This is a genomic window from Endoryza foliicola (assembly GCF_050589245.1).
In the GTDB taxonomy this organism is placed as follows: Bacteria; Bacteroidota; Bacteroidia; order Chitinophagales; family Chitinophagaceae; genus Endoryza; species Endoryza foliicola.
This window is the reverse complement of record NZ_JBOBEW010000007.1, coordinates 294,744-312,111: the sequence shown is the minus strand read 5'-3', so window position 1 is coordinate 312,111 and position 17,368 is coordinate 294,744. Positions and strand designations below refer to the sequence as shown.

Genomic DNA, 17,368 nt, shown 5'->3' with positions numbered 1-17,368 from the left:
TGGTCAAGAGGTTAAATATTTTGATGGATTGGGAAGAATGGTACAAACAGTTGTGACACAAGGGAGCCCTGGATTGAAAGACATTGTTACACCGGTTGAGTACGATGGTTATGGTCGTGTGGTTAAAGAGTATCTTCCTTATGTGGATTTAGCAGGCAACGTATTTGGCGGCTTGAAAACAGGGGCTTATGCTGATCAATCCAGTTTTTATGCAACGAGCAACACGAGTGTAACTGATGTGGCTCGTGATAATGGACCATTTGTACAAAAGTTTATTGAGTTTTCCCCAATGAACCGTGTATTAGAAGCTGGTGCGCCAGGGAGTGTGTGGCAGCCTGGAAGTGGAAGGGTAATCAAGTCAATCCAGAGTTTCAATACGGCAGCCGAAGATGTGAAGAGATGGAATATAGGATATGGAGTAGATGCAATACCCGCAGTAGTAGGTGTTTATAATGACAACGATCTTCATAAGTATTTGGTGATTGACGAGCATGGCAATCGTGTGATTGAATACAAAGATCGAGAAAATAAGACGATTTTAAAGAAGGTACAAAGTAGTAGTAATCCCAGTGTCAGTTACAGTGGATGGGCGTCGACTTATTACATTTATGATGATTACAATCTTTTGAGGTATGTAATACAACCTCGCGGTGTAGAACTATTGCAAACTGCTAGTTGGATATTAAGTACATCCATTAAAGAAGAGCAGACATTTAGATATGAATACGATGATCGAGGGAGAATGATTGTTAAAAGAGTGCCGGGAGCAGCAGAAGTTCAGATGGTTTATGATGCAGGAGACCGTTTAGTATTAGTACAAGATGGAAATTTAAAGGTGAAAGGAAAGTGGCTGGTGACTTTGTACGATGGACAGAACAGGCCGGTACAAACTGGATTATGGAACAGTAGTTTAACGGGAGTACAACATCGGAGCGCAGGGGCATCATTAATAGGATATCCATTTACAGTTTCAAATATTCCAGGGAGTGGGTATGAGTTACTGACTGAAACGTACTACGATACCTATTCCAACCTTCCATCAGGCTTTCAATCTTATGATAATAGTTATAGTAGTATGTTGTTGACTCCAAGCGGCAGTTTTCCCTTTGCTCAAGGATATACGGCTTTGCCAATTGCTAGAGGCTACCAAACAGGTGCTCGTGTTAAAGTTTTAGGGACAACTAATGACTATTTGTATATGGCCAGTTTTTACGATGATAAGGGAAGAGTTGTGCAGACAAAGATTCAAAATCTAAGTGGTGGTACTGATATCGTAACTACACAGTTTAGTTACACAGGTCAAGAGTTAGTGGTTGTTAATCGTCAACAACTTCTTAGCGCTAATAATCCACAAGTTCACACCGTTGTTACAAAGATGGAATACGACCTTTCAGGACGCATATTGAAGATTAAAAAATCTGTCTCTAGTGTAGTTAATGGAGTTACAATTACAAAAGCAGAGCAAGTTCTTTCTGAGCATCAATACAATACCATTGGACAATTGAGATCTAAGAAATTGGCTCCATCTTATAAGAGTAATGGCCTAGAGAATTTAGTCTATGATTTTAACATTAGAGGATGGATGGTAGGTTTGAACAAAGACTACTTGCGAGATCAAGGAGCTGTTGGATATCAAGATCGTTTCTTCGGCTTTGAATTACGATACAATGAGGATTTTACTACTTCAGGCGCAACAAGTGGATCCCCGAATCAATTTAACGGAAACGTAAGTGGTGGCTTGTGGAAAACAAAAGGCGATATGGTGCGTCGAAAATTTGATTTCGAGTACGATCAGATGAATCGACTAGCAAAAGCGAATTACTTACAAAACAACACAGTTACGAGCGGCGGATCTTGGAACAATACTGAGATGAACTTTAGTGTACATGGATTTGATGCTGATAACAACTGGGGAATAAAATATGATGCGAATGGAAACATTTTACAAATGATTTCCCGTGGATTCAAATTAGGTGATCCAACCGGTTACATAGATGCGCTGCGCTATACTTATAACACTAACAGCAATAAGTTGAAAAATGTTGGGGACGATTATTCAGACCCCAATACAAAGCTCGGAGATTTTAAAGATGGTGCAAATGCTCCTGGGACCGACGATTATGCTTATGACGTGAACGGAAACATGACAATTGATAATAATAAAGCAATTGATTCGATACAGTATAATCATTTGAATCTACCTGCGTATATTCATGTAAAAGGAAAAGGTACTATTTTTTATACTTATGATGCCCTGGGTAATAAGCTAAAAAAGACAGTGTTGGATAGCACTGCTTCGCAAAAGACAACTAGCACAGCTTACATGGCTGGCTTTGTATACGAAGATGAAAAACTTCAGTTTTTTGGACATGAAGAAGGGAGAGCCCGCTTTAAGGCTGCTGTTGGGGCTAATCCGGCTAGCTTTCAATATGATTATTTTTTGAAGGATCATGTTGGCAGCGTAAGGATGGTACTTACTGAAGAGAGCCAGCAAGATGTTTATCCGGCGCTTACATTTGAAGGGACGTGGACAGACACGACTACGGCAGTAGCGATAGAAAAACTCTACTACAATGTAGATTCTTCAAAGATTGTGAATGCTTCTGTGGCGACGGGTATTACGGCCTATCAAAACAACAACGGCAGTCCACCCTTTAACAACAATCCGAAAAGCAATACCACTGCCAACAGTGCCAAGGTTTATCAAATGAACGGTTCTGTGAACAAAACAGGATTAACCATTGCATTGAAGGTAATGGCAGGAGATACCATTAACATATATGGGAAATCTTACTATAATTTAAATGGAGGAACGATATCGGGTACTACCACGGCTCCAACAACATTAGCGCTGCTCACTTCATTTGCGGGTACCAATGCCATGAGTAGTAAAGGTGTTAGTGGAACGGCATTGAACAGTATTACTCAGTTAACCTCAGGCATTACCAGTCTATTGGGAACCCAGCCTGCTCAAACGTCTAGCACTCCCAAAGCCTTTATCAACTGGATCCTATTTGACGAACGCTTTAATTATGCAGGTGGTGGCTACGACCGGGTAGGTAGCAGTGGAACTGTTAAAAATCACAATAGCAGTACTATTCCATCTATTGTAGTTCCGAAAAATGGATACATTTATGTATATTGTTCTAACGAATCGAATATAAATGTGTTCTTTGATAATTTACAGATCATTCACTCACGTGGGCCAATAGTGGAAGAGACTCATTATTATCCTTTTGGGTTAGTTATGAGTGGGATATCTTCTAAAGCTTCAGGTTCTTTAGAAAATAAGTCTGATTTTACTGGTAAAGAGAAACAAGAAAAGGAATTTAGTGATGAAAGTGGATTAGAATGGCATGACTATGGCGCTCGAATGTATGATGCACAGATAGGACGATGGCATACTATTGACCCTTTATCTGATGGAATGCGAAGATGGTCTCCATATAATTATACATTTGATAATCCAATTCGTTTCATCGACCCTGATGGAATGTCGCCGGATGAATCAATTTCAGGCAATCGTAAAGAACAAAGAAGTGTAAGAAAATATGCAAGAAAGTTTGAGAGAATTCTAAAAAGACTTGGGGGCGACACAGAAGACAATAGAAAGGAAGCGCATAAACAAATGGAAAATAATTATAATGGAAGGAGATGGATGTGGGTTGCAGATAAGAAGGATAAAGGATTTGACAGAATGTCATCAAACCCCAATGGTGGAAATTATTATCATGCTGGAGATTTGTATAGAGCTAAAAATGACCCTGATAAGCCAACAACCATAACAAAGAGTTTAGCCGACTATCAGAATAAGTCTGCATACAAAGAACGAGGCAACCAATATTATCATTATTTTGTATTTAAATTACCTGTAAGTGGAGATATTACAGTTGCTATTAACACAGAGGGTTCTGGTGGTTTTGAGATTACATTCGGGCAGTCAAAGACTGAACTTAGCGGTTCAATTACTGGTTCAGAGATAACTAACATTTCTGCTACGCAAAACGTGATAGCGGAAGGTAGTTCGGTGACTTTAGGACCTGTTCCTTTCGATGCGAAAGAAGGGAAATATTTTGTAATAGGTTTTATTACAAATACTGGCTCTTCAAGTGGCTTTTCAATGGGTATTAAAGCATTAGGAGGAAAATATACATACGAGGCGCCGCCTTTTGGAACTCCACTGCATCCTGTGTTTAGTGGAGGACCAGAAGAGCATAACGGTAGACGGCTCAATTCGGCTACAATTCATGAGTTAATTGAAAGACGAAAGCAAATGAAACTCAAGTAAATATGACGACACGTTTTATTTTAATAATCTCGCTTTTAAATTTATCCTTAATCACAAAAGGTCAAAGTGATTTTGAAAAAGTCAAAGTCTGCACATCTGCTGACGGGGATTTGAAGTCAATCTCTCTGAGTGACTATCACTTTGGTTTTTTGGATGGCAAGTTGATGACATTTCATTCAAATGATAGTACACTTATGTATTTTGATTCAGATAGGCGCATGGATATTTCTGGAAGTCGAGGTAAATACAGCCTCAGATTAACTGAAAAGGGTGTGGTTTATACAGATGCAGATACCACTTTTTTGTTTCAGCCCTCTCAAAGTAGTAGAATTCCTCAAAATGATTCATCCGGCTATGATATCTTATCAATTGAAGTAAACGGAAATGATTTTTTTTGTGAATTTCGTGGGAATAGAATTAGTTCCTTGTATGTAGATCAAAATGGATATAATATCAAGTTTGTCGTTTTACTTACAACTAATTCTTGGTCATGGGACTTCGGCATCAGACAAGATAATAAAAAAGACTTTTGCTCATTTTCTTATTCAAGTCTATATCCTTATTTGGTAACTATAACTGATTATCAAAGCCTACTTGGAGGGTTTATTAATTTTTCACGAAGAAATGGTAGTATTTTAAATTTAGAGGTCATGAAAATTAATAAGGAGGGCTCTTTTATAGATCGAAAATTCAAAACGCAATACTTTTCTCGGTATGGAATTTTAAGGAAAGGCAAAAAACTGTTCACTACTTCGATATGCGAATAGTGTTTATCGACATATCTTATTGTGGGTGTTTTTTTATGAATAGTCAACTATTATACTCGCACTAAGTGTTGCTTTTAGAGTTGGAATTCAAGTTGTCCATTGCAAGTTTGATGGGTCTACAAATTATCGTCAAAAACAATTATTTTTTGATTTCCATCGAATTTCCGAAATTCAAAAATCAATTTATTTAAAATCAGTGGCAGGGGTATACTAAGCTCAAAATGTTAAATGCAAGGATTGTGATTTCAAATTATTGAAGTCATTTCTAGAAGCAATTAAAGAGATAGCTTCAACTAGAAAATTATAATTAATTGTGTTCATGAAAAAAATTCTTTTGTTGCTATTGCTTGTAAATCAATTGCACGTTAAAGCTCAAAATAAGGAGATAGTTGCAAACAATATACATCAAGTTGATTCAATTAAAAGAATAACTTTTTTCAATTGTAGTGGCATTGTTCAGATTGACTCGGGTGATACAATTTTAGTTAGTTCTTTGGATAAAAAGCTGTTTGAAGTATGTAATTATTTTGGAACAGCCGATTTTAGTTTATCGGATTTTTTAATGCTTTTAAATAAAAAAATTGGGTTTAAGAAAGTAGGAACTTTAAAAGCTACAAATGGGTTGTTGGTTTTTAATGAGTTTCGCATTACTGGAAATAAACTAAAATTGGATATTAGAGTTACGAGTATTGATGAAACTGTTGTTTGGAAAAGCTTAGCTATTGAGGCAAGGTCTTTAGGATTTTGCAATGGACAAAAGGTTTATCTTCCAAATTATAGTTTATTAGAGAAGCTTACGAGCGGCATGAAAACAATGTATAGGGTACATAATGGCGAAGGACTTTTTCAGGAATATTTTAGAATTGATAATTGTAACGTCTTAAACGATAAGTATAAAAATTATAACTTTTACCATAAAGGTTCAGATAGTAATTTGTTTGATTCTTTGATAACAGTAAAGCAGTACATAAAAGATTCTTCGTGTTGTTATTTATTTGATAAGCCTGAGAAATTTGTTGAGGACTTGATTGTAAATAAGAAGATAGACTACTTAAATTCTTTACTTTTCTCTCCAAATTATTTTTATGCAGTTTGCTCTATGGAGGCGTTACTTTTTCTAGAACATGTAAACAAGGTTAAATTGTCAGAATTGGAGAGACTAAGAATTGCCGAAATTAAGTCTCTTGATTCCAAGATTATTATTCAAAAGAGCTTTGATAATTTTAGTACTGTTGAAGGATACGGAAAGATAAATTTATCAATTTCACGAATAAAATACAAGTACCGTAGTTATTCAGATTAACTTTTTATGAAGTTGGTTTGTTAAAATGGGATAAATTTTATTACTAGGTAAACTCACTAAGTTCAATGTTTCTCTAATAGACTGGTGTACGAGCCCCGTTTCTCACCATGCCCTTATCGGCCCTTACATCTGATCCTTCGCAAGGCTTAAAATCTATGAATTTTGTTTTTTGCTACTAGGTATATAGAATCCCCCAAAAACAATTATTTTTTGATTTCCTTCGAATTTCCGATATTCGCTGCATGAATCAATTCAGTCAAAATCAGTGGTGGTGGCATACTAAGCTCAAACGGGGCCTGTAATGCTATTGCATACTGTTTAACCATAGTGGAGCCCCGCATACCAGCGGGGCTTTTTATTTGGTACTGAATCAACCGATTTGCATCAGTTATGAAGAAAATTTCTATTCGCACCAGTTGCAAAAAACTATTGGCAGATGTGTTCACCCCGGTGGGCATCTACCTCCGCCTTCGCGATCGTTTTCGCGATACCATCTTACTCGAGAGCTCCGACCACCATACGGCCGACAATAGCTGGTCCTTTATTGGCATCAACGCCATCGCCGGTATGGAAATCAGCTCGGAAGCAACCCTAGAGTTCAAACTACCCGGATTGCCTCCCGAAAAAGCGGCCATCAAAAACGCAGCCGATGTTCCTCAACTGCTTTTCGACTTCATGAATCGATTCGAAGTGAGCGGCGCAGGAAAAGAAGCGGCGTTCGCCCAAGGGCTCTATGGCTATACCGCCTACGATGCCATCCCGTTTTTCGATGCGGTGAAACTCGATGCCAAGAAACACGCGGCTCCACAAATTCCATTGATGCGCTACCGTCTCTATCAGTACGTAATCGCCATCAATCACTATAAAGATGAACTCTTCATCTGCGAGAATCAAATCACCGGTATTGAGTCGGAACTCGACGCAGTAGAACGACTGATCCGCAGCCGCGATATTCCTACCTTCCCCTTTGCCTTAAACGGAGGAGAAACTTCGAACTTAACCGATGAAGAATACCGCGAGAATGTGAAGAAAGGAATCGCTTCCTGCCTTCGCGGCGATGTGTTTCAAATTGTACTCAGCCGTCGCTTCCAACAAGGTTTTTCCGGTGACGAGTTCAATGTATACCGCGCCCTTCGCAGTGTGAACCCTTCACCGTATCTCTTCTTCTTCGATTATGGAGATTATAAATTGATGGGTTCTTCTCCCGAATCTCAAATCATCATCAAAAATGGGAAAGCCATTGTTCACCCCATCGCCGGTACTTTCAAAAGAACAGGCGACGATGAACTCGACCAACAAGAAGCCACTCGTTTATTGGCCGACGCGAAAGAAAATGCCGAACACGTGATGTTAGTCGATTTGGCCAGAAACGACCTGAGCCGCTTGTGCGATCAAGTAGAAGTAGCCCATTACCGTCAAGTTCATTATTACAGTCATGTCATTCACCTGGTGAGTGAAGTGATTGGAAAAGTTCGTCCGAATAGCAATCCATTCGAGTTATTGGCGAAAACCTTCCCCGCAGGTACTTTGAGTGGTGCTCCCAAAATAAAGGCCATGCAATTGATCGATGCATACGAACCAACTGCCCGTTCTTACTACGGAGGTGGCATTGGATTCATGGGCTTCGATGGCTCTTGCAACCACGCCATTATGATCCGCACTTTCTTAAGTAAAGAAAACACCCTTACGTATCAAGCCGGTGCAGGTGTGGTAGCAGCAAGCAAACCGGAAAATGAATTGCAAGAAGTCAACAACAAACTGGGTGCTTTGAAGAAAGCGATAGAACTGGCTACTTCCATTGTTTAATTATTAGAGTAAGATTCATGAAACTATTAGTATTCGATAACTACGATTCATTTACCTACAACTTGGTGCACCTGGTGGAGCACATCACCGGCATCAAAGTGGAAGTACACCGCAACGATCAAATTCCGCTCGAGAAAGTGGCAGCCTACGACAAAATCATTTTGTCGCCAGGCCCCGGTATTCCCGAAGAAGCAGGTCTCTTGTTGCCGCTGATCAAAGAATATGCACCCACAAAATGCATTCTTGGCGTGTGTTTAGGGCATCAGGCCATTGGACAAGCCTTCGGTGGTAACCTCACCAATCTCAGTTCGGTGTATCATGGCATCGCTACTCCTGTGTCGATTCTACAAGATGGTGGCAAGCCCAAAGATGCACACTTGTTCAACGGTTTGGAAGCAACGGAAATCGTGGGCCGCTACCACAGTTGGGTAGTAGATCAAAAAGGATTTCCTTCCGATTTAGAAGTCACCGCTACGGATGACCAAGGGTTCATCATGGCGCTTCAACATAAAACCTACGATGTACGCGGTGTGCAGTTCCATCCGGAAAGTGTACTAACGCCCAAAGGGGAAGCCATCTTACGCAACTGGTTAAAAGCTTAAACGATTTGAACAGATGAAAAAGATTCTACAAATACTCTTCGAACATAGAACCCTCTCTCGTGAACAAGCACGAGAAGTGTTGACGCAAATAGGAAAAGGTGTTTTCAATGAACACGAGATCACTGCCTTTATGACGGTGTACCTTATGCGCAGTATTACCATCGATGAATTGCAAGGCTTCCGTGATGCGCTTTTAGACCTCTGTGTGCCGGTTTCTATTCCGGATCATAGCTTGATGGACATTGTAGGCACCGGCGGCGATGGCAAAAACACATTCAACATTTCAACCTTGAGTTGTTTCATTGTGGCAGGTACGGGTCAGAAGGTTGCCAAACATGGTAACTATGGCGCCAGCTCCATTAGCGGTGCATCCAACGTCATGGAACAACTGGGTTATAAATTCAAAAACGATGTCGATCGCCTCAGAACGGAAGTCGATAAAGCCGGAATTTGTTTCTTGCACGCTCCGCTCTTTCACCCTGCGTTGAAAACAGTAGGACCCATTCGTAAAAACTTGGGGATGCGTACCTTTTTCAACATGTTGGGGCCGATGGTCAACCCGGCGCAACCCGATTTTCAGTTGGTAGGGGTTTATAATTTAGAAATGGCCCGTATTTACAACTACCTCTTGCAACAAACGGGAAAAGCCTTTACCATCATTCACAGCCTGGATGGGTACGATGAAATTTCCCTAACGAACGATACCAAAATCATTACCAATAAAGGCGAACAAGTGAAAACGCCCGAACAACTCGGGAAGAGAATGGTTTTACAGACCGATATCTATGGCGGGGGAACGGTGGAGGAGTCTGCCAAAATGTTCTCCACAATCCTAAAAGGGGCGGGAACTTGGGCACAAAATGCGGTGGTTTTAGCCAATGCTGCCGTAGCTTTGCACAGCACTGGAAATTACGCCTCTTACGATGATGCTTACAGCGCCGCCGTCTTGAGTTTGGAAAGTGGAGCAGCCTTCCAGTCATTACAAAAATTAATTGCCCTGCAATGAGCACGATCTTAGATACCATCATCGCATCCAAGCGATTGGAAATAGAGAAATTCAAGCCGAAAAGTCCGGTAGACCGCTTTGAGCGCGACGGGTTTTTCTGGAAATTCACCACCCGCTCTTTGAGGGCTTCCTTAGAAGCACCCGGCAGTACCGGTATCATTGCAGAGTTCAAGCGCAAAAGCCCCAGCAAAGGTTGGTTCAAACCCAAAGAATTGGAAGTGGAGAAAGTGTTGCGCGCTTACAATGATTTTGGCGCTGCTGCAGCCTCCGTTCTCACCGATGAACCCTTTTTTGGAGGGGATTTGGACGATCTCATCCAAGCAAAAGTCATTTCCGATATTCCAATTTTGCGCAAAGACTTCATCGTTGACCCTTGGCAAATTGCCGAAGCGCGCGCTTTTGGAGCCGATGTTATTTTGTTGATTGCAGCTTGCTTAACGCCGGCAGAGGTAAAAAGCCTCGCCGAATATGCAAAGAGTTTGGAGCTATCGGTTTTGTTGGAATTACACGATGAAGAAGAGTTAGGGCATATTTGTGATGCAACCGATATCATCGGCATCAACAACCGCAATTTGAAAACATTTGAAGTAGATATTGAAAGGAGTTTGCGCATGGCAAAGCAAATTCCCGATTCAAAAATAAAAGTTGCTGAAAGTGGCATTAGCGATATTGACACTATTAAGCGATTTAGGGACGAAGGTTTCAAAGGATTTCTTATTGGCGAGAATTTCATGAAAGAACCTGACCCCGGTGAAGCTTTCAAAGCTTTTGTAGAAAAGTTGAAAGTTTCCTAAACGATTGCCGGACCAGACAAACACTTAAAATCAAACCGGTATGAGAATTAAAGTTTGCGGCATGACACAACCCGAGCAAGTGGCTCAACTCGCCTCTTTCGGAGTAGCGTTTGCCGGATTCATTTTTTACCCAAAGAGTCCGCGCTATGTGTTTAAACACATGACGACCACTCAAATCCGAAAAGAAAACTCAATCAACAAAGTGGGCGTATTCGTGAATGCACCCATTGAAGAAGTACTTCACATGGTTGACGAATGCCGCTTGCACATGGTGCAGTTGCACGGAGACGAGAGCCCCAAGTATTGCGAAAAAATTGCCGACTATGTTTCGGTAGTAAAAGCATTTCGCATGAGCGAGAACGATAGCCCTCAATGGATGATCCGCCCTTACATGGATGTATGCGATATGTTCATGTTCGATACCATGGGCGCAGGGTACGGCGGCACCGGTAAGAAATTTGATTGGCATATGTTGAAAGACAATGTGATCGGCAAACCCTTCTTTTTGAGTGGCGGTTTAGAACCGGGTGATGAAGGCGCACTCAAAGATTTCACAAAAGAAGAAGTTTCGAAAGCCTTGTTTGCCATCGATATCAATAGCAAATTTGAAACGAGTCCCGGCGTAAAGGACTTAGAGATGGTTAAAAATTTCGCACAAAAAATTCTGGGAATATAGTTTCTCAGAGAATCGTATAAACAACGTATCATGAGTACAATGGATGTACATCCTTTGATTGGATCTTCAACTAAAGTAGCCCAAGGGTATACTCACCCCAATGATTATGGCTATTACGGTGATTTTGGTGGCGCCTATATTCCGGAAATGTTGCACCGCAATGTAGAAGAATTGCAAGCGCAATACCTTGAAATCATGAGCGATCCTGCTTTCAACAAAGCCTTTCGTGATTTATTGAAAGACTTTGTTGGTCGCCCAACGCCGCTTTTCTTGGCCACTCGATTGAGCCAACAAGTAGGAGCGAATGTTTACTTGAAACGTGAAGATTTGTGTCATACCGGTGCACATAAAATCAACAATACCATCGGGCAAATTCTATTGGCCGAACGTTTGGGAAAGAAGCGCATCATCGCTGAAACCGGAGCCGGTCAACACGGTGTGGCAACCGCAACGGTATGCGCCCTGAAAGGAATTGAGTGCATTGTGTACATGGGTGAGAAAGACATCGAGCGTCAAGCCCCCAACGTGGCGCGTATGCGCATGCTTGGAGCGAAAGTGGTGCCTGCTACCAGTGGTAGTAAAACGTTGAAAGATGCAACCAACGAAGCGATTCGTGACTGGATCAACAATCCGAATGATACCCATTATATTATTGGAAGTGTAGTAGGACCGCATCCTTATCCGGATATGGTGGCTCGTTTCCAAAGTGTGATCAGTGAAGAAACCCGTATTCAACTAAAAGAACAAACCGGTTCTGAATTACCCAACTATGTAATTGCTTGTGTGGGTGGTGGAAGCAATGCAGCCGGTGCCTTTTATCATTTCTTGGATGAATTGTCGGTGAAACTGGTGGCAGTAGAAGCAGCCGGTCACGGTGTTCACTCAGGCATGAGTGCAGCTACTACTGCATTAGGAAAGCCCGGAATTCTTCATGGCAGCAAGAGCATTCTCATGCAAACAGAAGATGGTCAGGTAGTTGAACCGCACAGCATCTCAGCCGGATTGGATTATCCCGGCATCGGTCCTTTGCACGCGCATTTGTTTGCAAGCGGAAGAGGGATTTTCATGAGTGCCACCGATGAAGAGGCTTTGCGATCTGCTTTCGAAGTAAGCAAATTGGAAGGTATTATTCCGGCATTGGAAACAGCACACGCTTTTTCGGCTTTGAAAGAATTGAAATTTAATGCGAACGATACTGTTGTACTTTGTTTGAGTGGTAGAGGCGATAAAGACCTCGCTACCTATATGAATGCAATGGGCCCTCAATAATTGACGAATATGAGTATCATCAAGGATTTATTTAATAGGAAGAAAGAACGCGTGCTGAACGTGTATTGCACAGCCGGTTTTCCGGAGCTCAACAGTACCATCCCTGTGATGAAAGCATTGGAAGCTTCCGGAGCAGATTTGATAGAATTGGGCATGCCTTACAGCGATCCCTTGGCCGATGGTCCCGTTATTCAGCAAAGCGGATTGAAAGCACTGGCCAATGGAATGACCATTGCTGTGTTGTTCGATCAATTGAAGGAGATGAGAAAGAGTGTGAGCGTTCCTGTTATATTGATGGGTTATATGAATCCTGTTTTGCAATATGGTTTTGAAGCCTTTTGCCAAAAAGCGGCTGAAGTAGGAGTGGATGGATTGATTCTGCCTGACCTACCCGAATACGAATTCGAAACTATGTACGGCGCCATCATTAAGAAGTACGGACTAGACTTCATCTTTCTCGTTACACCCGAAACTTCTGAAAAGCGCATCAAGAAATTAGATCAATTAAGCACCGGTTTTTTATACGCGGTGTCCAGTTCTTCTACTACAGGATCTGATAAAAATATGACAGATGTATCGGCTTATTTGAAGCGCTTACAAAGTTATCAACTGCAAAATCCGGTTTTGGTTGGATTTGGAATCAAAGACAAAGCCAGTTTCGATGCGGCTTGTGCGCATGCTTCGGGAGCCATTATTGGTTCGGCCTATATCAAAGCATTGGAGTCTGGTAGTAATGTGGAGACCACAACTGCCGCCTTTTTAAATCAAGTGTTACAATAAATAGAATCGTGAGTATCGTCATTATAAAATACAACGCAGGGAACATCCAATCGGTTTTGTATGCCCTTGAGCGCATCGGTGCTGAGGCTTTTGTGACGGATGATCCGGCCGCTATTCGTGCTGCTTCGAAAGTGATTTTCCCGGGAGTAGGGGAAGCCAGCAGTGCGATGGCTTACTTAAAAGAACGAAAGCTGGATGAATTGATTCTTTCCTTAAAGCAACCCGTACTTGGTATTTGTTTGGGAATGCAATTGATGTGTTCTTACAGCGAAGAAAACGATACGCCTTGTCTTGGTATTTTTGAAGAGAAAGTACTGCGTTTTCAACAACCCGAGCAAGGTGCTGCTGTGAAGATTCCTCAAATTGGTTGGAACAATATCTACGATTTGAAAACGTCGTTGTTTTCAGAAGTAAAAGAAGAATCCTACTGTTATTTTGTTCACAGTTATTATGCCGCATTGGGTGCGCACACCATTGCTACTACTGATTATACCAAGGCCTATAGCGCCGGTTTGCACCGCGATAATTTCTACGGCGTTCAATTCCACCCCGAGAAGAGTGCACAAGTAGGCGAGCAGATATTGAAAAATTTTATCAATCTTATTTAAGACATGGAGATCATTCCCGCTATTGATATTATTGAAGGCAAATGTGTTCGTTTAACGGAAGGCGATTACAGTCAGAAGAAGATTTACAACGAACATCCACTGGAAGTGGCCAAACAATTTGAAGACGTTGGATTGAAGCGCTTGCATTTGGTTGACTTGGATGGTGCAAAAGCAGGTGCAGTGAAGAACTGGAAAGTGCTGGAAAGCATTGCTTCTAAAACAAATTTAGTGATTGATTTCGGCGGAGGCATTAAGCAAGAAAAAGATGTGAGCATTGTATTCGATAGCGGTGCTGCATTGGCCACTGTTGGAAGTGTAGCAGTAAAAGACAAAGACAGTTTCTTGAGTTGGATGAAGAAATTTGGAGCCGATAAATTCTTATTAGGAGCCGATGTAAAGAATGAGAAGATTGCTGTGGGCGGTTGGTTGGAAACGACCAATGTGTGGATCTATGATTTTATTGAGCAGTACATGGAAGAAGGAGTGAAGCAATTGTTTTGTACTGACGTTAGCAAAGACGGTAAACTAGAAGGCCCTTCTTTGAAATTGTACGAAGCCATTTTGGAGCGATTCGATAAGCTGCATTTCATTGCCAGCGGCGGCGTGAGCAATATGAAAGATCTGGAAGATTTGAGAGCGATTGGTTGTGCCGGTGCAATTGTTGGAAAAGCCATCTATGAAAACAGAATCAGTTTAGACGACTTAAAGCAATTCAATTAATATGAGCGATCAAGTGATGAAGAGAGGATTGACCAAGCGCATCATACCTTGTTTGGACATCAAGGATGGTCGCACTGTAAAAGGCACCAATTTCGTAGACCTTCGAGATGCCGGCGATCCGGTAGAGCTAGGGGCCCTGTATGCGGCTCAAGGAGCTGATGAATTGGTGTTCCTCGATATTACCGCTACGGTTGAAAAACGAAAAACATTGGCGGAGTTGGTCAATAAGATCTCGCATCACATCAATATCCCTTTCACGGTAGGTGGAGGCATCAGCAGTGTTGAAAATGTAAAAGAACTATTGGGGAATGGCGCAGATAAGATTTCTGTAAACACGGCGGCTTTCAATCGCCCTGAATTGATCGCGGAGCTAGAGAAAGAATTCGGAAGCCAGTGCGTGGTACTGGCCATTGATACCAAGAAGGAAGAAGACGGCGAATGGTATGTGTATTTGCATGGTGGCAGAACCAAGACCAATACCAAATGCGTTGATTGGGCCAAACAGGCTGTGGGACTGGGTGCCGGAGAAATTCTTCTCACTTCTATGAACCACGATGGAACCAAGGCTGGTTTTGCGTTGGACATTACCAAAACCTTGAGCGAGCTGTTGTCGGTGCCGGTGATCGCTTCCGGCGGAGGGGGTAAAATGGAGCATTTTGAAACCGTTTTCAACGAAGCCCAAGCCGATGCAGCCCTGGCAGCCAGCATCTTTCACTTTAAAGAAATTGCAATTCCGGATTTAAAGCGATATTTGTACGAACATCAAATACCCGTTCGAATATGAGTATCGGAGCCACCCGTTTCATAACCATCACTTTGATAACAATCATTACAGCGGTTTTGTACTTTATGCGTCAAGAACAACGCAAAAGACGTAAAAATAAAAACGGGCCCGATTTACCTTAGTACTTGCTTTCAAAGCATCAAGTTTCCAAACATGAAAATCGATTATAAAAAATATTCCGACGGACTTGTTCCTGCCATCATTCAAGATGCCAATACTTCCAAAGTGTTGATGCTAGGTTTCATGAACGAAGAAGCCGTGAACAAAACCACCGAACTCGGTAAAGTCACTTTTTTCAGCCGTTCTAAAAATAGACTCTGGACAAAAGGAGAGGAGAGTGGTCATTTTTTAGAGTTTGTATCGCTTCAAGTTGATTGCGATAACGACACCCTTCTCATTAAAGCCATTCCTCACGGTCCCACTTGTCATACCGGTGCCGACACCTGTTGGAATGAAACCAATAAACCCGATCATTTCCTATACCATTTGGAGTCGGTGATTGAACAGCGCAAAACTGGTGGCGACGAAAAATCGTATGTAAGATCATTATTCGCCAAAGGAATCAATAAAATTGCTCAAAAGGTTGGAGAAGAAGCAGTTGAGGTAGTAATTGAGGCAAAAGACAACAATGAAGACTTGTTTTTGAATGAGTCTGCCGACCTGCTCTTCCATTATTTGCTTTTACTTAACACAAAAGGATATAATTTAGACCGCGTTTTAGACGTCTTAAAAGAGCGTCACAAGCCGAAACCATAAAATAATATGAAAAAGTTTTTCCTTCTAGTATTTCTTGCACCTGTTTTCGCATTTGGTCAAACCAAGCCGGCAACCGGCTTTTCTATCTCAGGTACCATCAAAGGTCTGGCAGAGAATGAAATAGTTACTCTAACCGATGCAAACAATCCAACCGATACGCTTGCTTCCGGTAAGGTGAAAGGCGGTGTATTTGTATTAAAAGGAAAAATTGAAGAGCCCAATTTACACAACCTCAATTTTCACAATCATGAAAAGAAGGCTTTGTTGTTCATTGGAAATGAAACGATGACCGTGAAAGGCGATGTGGCCAATCTTCAGAAAATTGCAGTAACAGGGTCTTCTATTCACAGTGATTTCTCTTCTTTCCAAAACTTATTCAATCCTTTGTTTCAAAAGCTTTCCACTTTGAATCAAAAGATTTCTTCCATGCCTTCTATCAATCGCAATGATACATTGATGATTCAATATGAGTCTGTTTATAATACGGTGCAGCGTTCTATTGATTCGTTTTCTGTATTGAAAAAGAATTCGCCCATTGGTGTATTCACGTTGTTGGTGACCAGTGAAATGGAGCAAGATGTAAATAAATTGGAAGCTCGTTTCAATAAAATGGCGCCAAAATACCAGGAAGGTTTTTATGGAAAGATTTTGAAAGGACAGATTGAAGATGCGAAGTTCGGAGCGGTTGGAACGGCGGCCATTGAATTTGAACAAGCAGATACCAGTGGAAAAATGATCGCGCTTTCTTCTTTGAGAGGCAAATATGTTTTGATTGATTTTTGGGCAAGTTGGTGCAAACCTTGTCGCATGGAGAATCCCAATGTTGTTACTGCATACAATAAATTCAAGAATAAAAACTTCACCGTATTAGGCGTTTCCTTGGATCGTTCTAAAAACGATTGGTTGGCGGCAATTGCAGCTGATGGACTTACATGGACACAAGTAAGCGACCTCAAATACTGGAACAATGAAGCCGCTCAGAAATACCGCATTCAAAGCATTCCTCAGAACTACCTCATCGATCCCAATGGTAAAATTGTAGGCAAGAATTTACGCGGTCCTGAATTGCAGGCGAAGTTGTGTGAGTTGTTGGGATGCGAATAGTTGTAGGCTTTAGGCCTTAGGTAATTAGGCATTGCGCTTTTGTACCAACAATTAGCACGAGATAAAAAATTAATTGATAGCGCAATTCAAAGCGAAAGTCTTTGA

Annotated in this window: 15 protein-coding genes; all 15 read left to right on the top strand. The window is 41.4% G+C overall.

Translation table 11 applies throughout. From position 1 onward, the window contains the following. On the top strand, positions 1 to 4,288 hold a 4,288-nt coding region (locus ACQ2HE_RS16815), incomplete at its 5' end, for a DUF6443 domain-containing protein (RefSeq protein WP_430902476.1). Between the two features lie 2 nt (positions 4,289 to 4,290). Continuing rightward, on the top strand, positions 4,291 to 5,055 hold the full coding sequence (locus ACQ2HE_RS16810) for a hypothetical protein (RefSeq protein WP_430902475.1): 765 nt from the start codon (positions 4,291 to 4,293) through the stop codon (positions 5,053 to 5,055). Positions 5,056 to 5,374: 319 nt separating this feature from the next. Beyond that, complete coding sequence (locus tag ACQ2HE_RS16805) at positions 5,375 to 6,358, top strand: hypothetical protein (protein ID WP_430896510.1); 984 nt, start codon at positions 5,375 to 5,377, stop codon at positions 6,356 to 6,358. 390 nt (positions 6,359 to 6,748) lie between these two features. Next, positions 6,749 to 8,164, top strand: a complete 1,416-nt coding sequence (locus ACQ2HE_RS16800; protein ID WP_430896512.1) for an anthranilate synthase component I family protein — start codon at positions 6,749 to 6,751, stop codon at positions 8,162 to 8,164. Between the two features lie 17 nt (positions 8,165 to 8,181). Next, the gene (locus tag ACQ2HE_RS16795; RefSeq protein WP_430896514.1) at positions 8,182 to 8,766 is read left to right on the top strand and encodes an anthranilate synthase component II; all 585 of its coding nucleotides are present in this window, start codon (positions 8,182 to 8,184) and stop codon (positions 8,764 to 8,766) included. A gap of 13 nt (positions 8,767 to 8,779) precedes the next feature. Continuing rightward, entirely contained in the window at positions 8,780 to 9,772 is a 993-nt protein-coding gene (trpD, locus tag ACQ2HE_RS16790; RefSeq protein WP_430896516.1) for an anthranilate phosphoribosyltransferase, read from the top strand. Next, positions 9,769 to 10,566: an indole-3-glycerol phosphate synthase TrpC gene (gene trpC / locus ACQ2HE_RS16785; protein ID WP_430896518.1), complete on the top strand. Its 798-nt coding sequence runs from the start codon at positions 9,769 to 9,771 to the stop codon at positions 10,564 to 10,566. The genes trpD and trpC overlap by 4 nt, the downstream gene beginning before the upstream one ends. Before the next feature lie 40 nt (positions 10,567 to 10,606). Then, the gene (locus ACQ2HE_RS16780; protein WP_430896520.1) at positions 10,607 to 11,242 is read left to right on the top strand and encodes a phosphoribosylanthranilate isomerase; all 636 of its coding nucleotides are present in this window, start codon (positions 10,607 to 10,609) and stop codon (positions 11,240 to 11,242) included. Between the two features lie 30 nt (positions 11,243 to 11,272). Then, on the top strand, positions 11,273 to 12,511 hold the full coding sequence (trpB, locus tag ACQ2HE_RS16775; protein ID WP_430896522.1) for a tryptophan synthase subunit beta: 1,239 nt from the start codon (positions 11,273 to 11,275) through the stop codon (positions 12,509 to 12,511). Between the two features lie 9 nt (positions 12,512 to 12,520). Next, positions 12,521 to 13,291 carry a tryptophan synthase subunit alpha gene (gene trpA, locus ACQ2HE_RS16770; RefSeq protein ID WP_430896524.1) on the top strand — a complete coding sequence of 257 codons (771 nt, stop codon included), beginning with the start codon at positions 12,521 to 12,523 and terminating at the stop codon, positions 13,289 to 13,291. Between the two features lie 8 nt (positions 13,292 to 13,299). After that, positions 13,300 to 13,899 carry an imidazole glycerol phosphate synthase subunit HisH gene (gene hisH, locus ACQ2HE_RS16765; RefSeq protein WP_430896526.1) on the top strand — a complete coding sequence of 200 codons (600 nt, stop codon included), beginning with the start codon at positions 13,300 to 13,302 and terminating at the stop codon, positions 13,897 to 13,899. A 3-nt stretch (positions 13,900 to 13,902) separates the two neighbouring features. Next, positions 13,903 to 14,619, top strand: coding sequence for a 1-(5-phosphoribosyl)-5-[(5-phosphoribosylamino)methylideneamino]imidazole-4-carboxamide isomerase (gene hisA, locus ACQ2HE_RS16760; RefSeq protein ID WP_430896528.1), 717 nt, complete (start codon positions 13,903 to 13,905; stop codon positions 14,617 to 14,619). Between the two features lies 1 nt (position 14,620). Then, on the top strand, positions 14,621 to 15,403 hold the full coding sequence (gene hisF, locus ACQ2HE_RS16755; RefSeq protein WP_430896530.1) for an imidazole glycerol phosphate synthase subunit HisF: 783 nt from the start codon (positions 14,621 to 14,623) through the stop codon (positions 15,401 to 15,403). 153 nt (positions 15,404 to 15,556) lie between these two features. Beyond that, complete coding sequence (gene hisIE, locus ACQ2HE_RS16750) at positions 15,557 to 16,159, top strand: bifunctional phosphoribosyl-AMP cyclohydrolase/phosphoribosyl-ATP diphosphatase HisIE (RefSeq protein ID WP_430896532.1); 603 nt, start codon at positions 15,557 to 15,559, stop codon at positions 16,157 to 16,159. A gap of 6 nt (positions 16,160 to 16,165) precedes the next feature. Continuing rightward, the gene (locus tag ACQ2HE_RS16745; protein ID WP_430896534.1) at positions 16,166 to 17,263 is read left to right on the top strand and encodes a redoxin domain-containing protein; all 1,098 of its coding nucleotides are present in this window, start codon (positions 16,166 to 16,168) and stop codon (positions 17,261 to 17,263) included. The last annotated feature ends 105 nt before the right edge of the window (positions 17,264 to 17,368 follow it).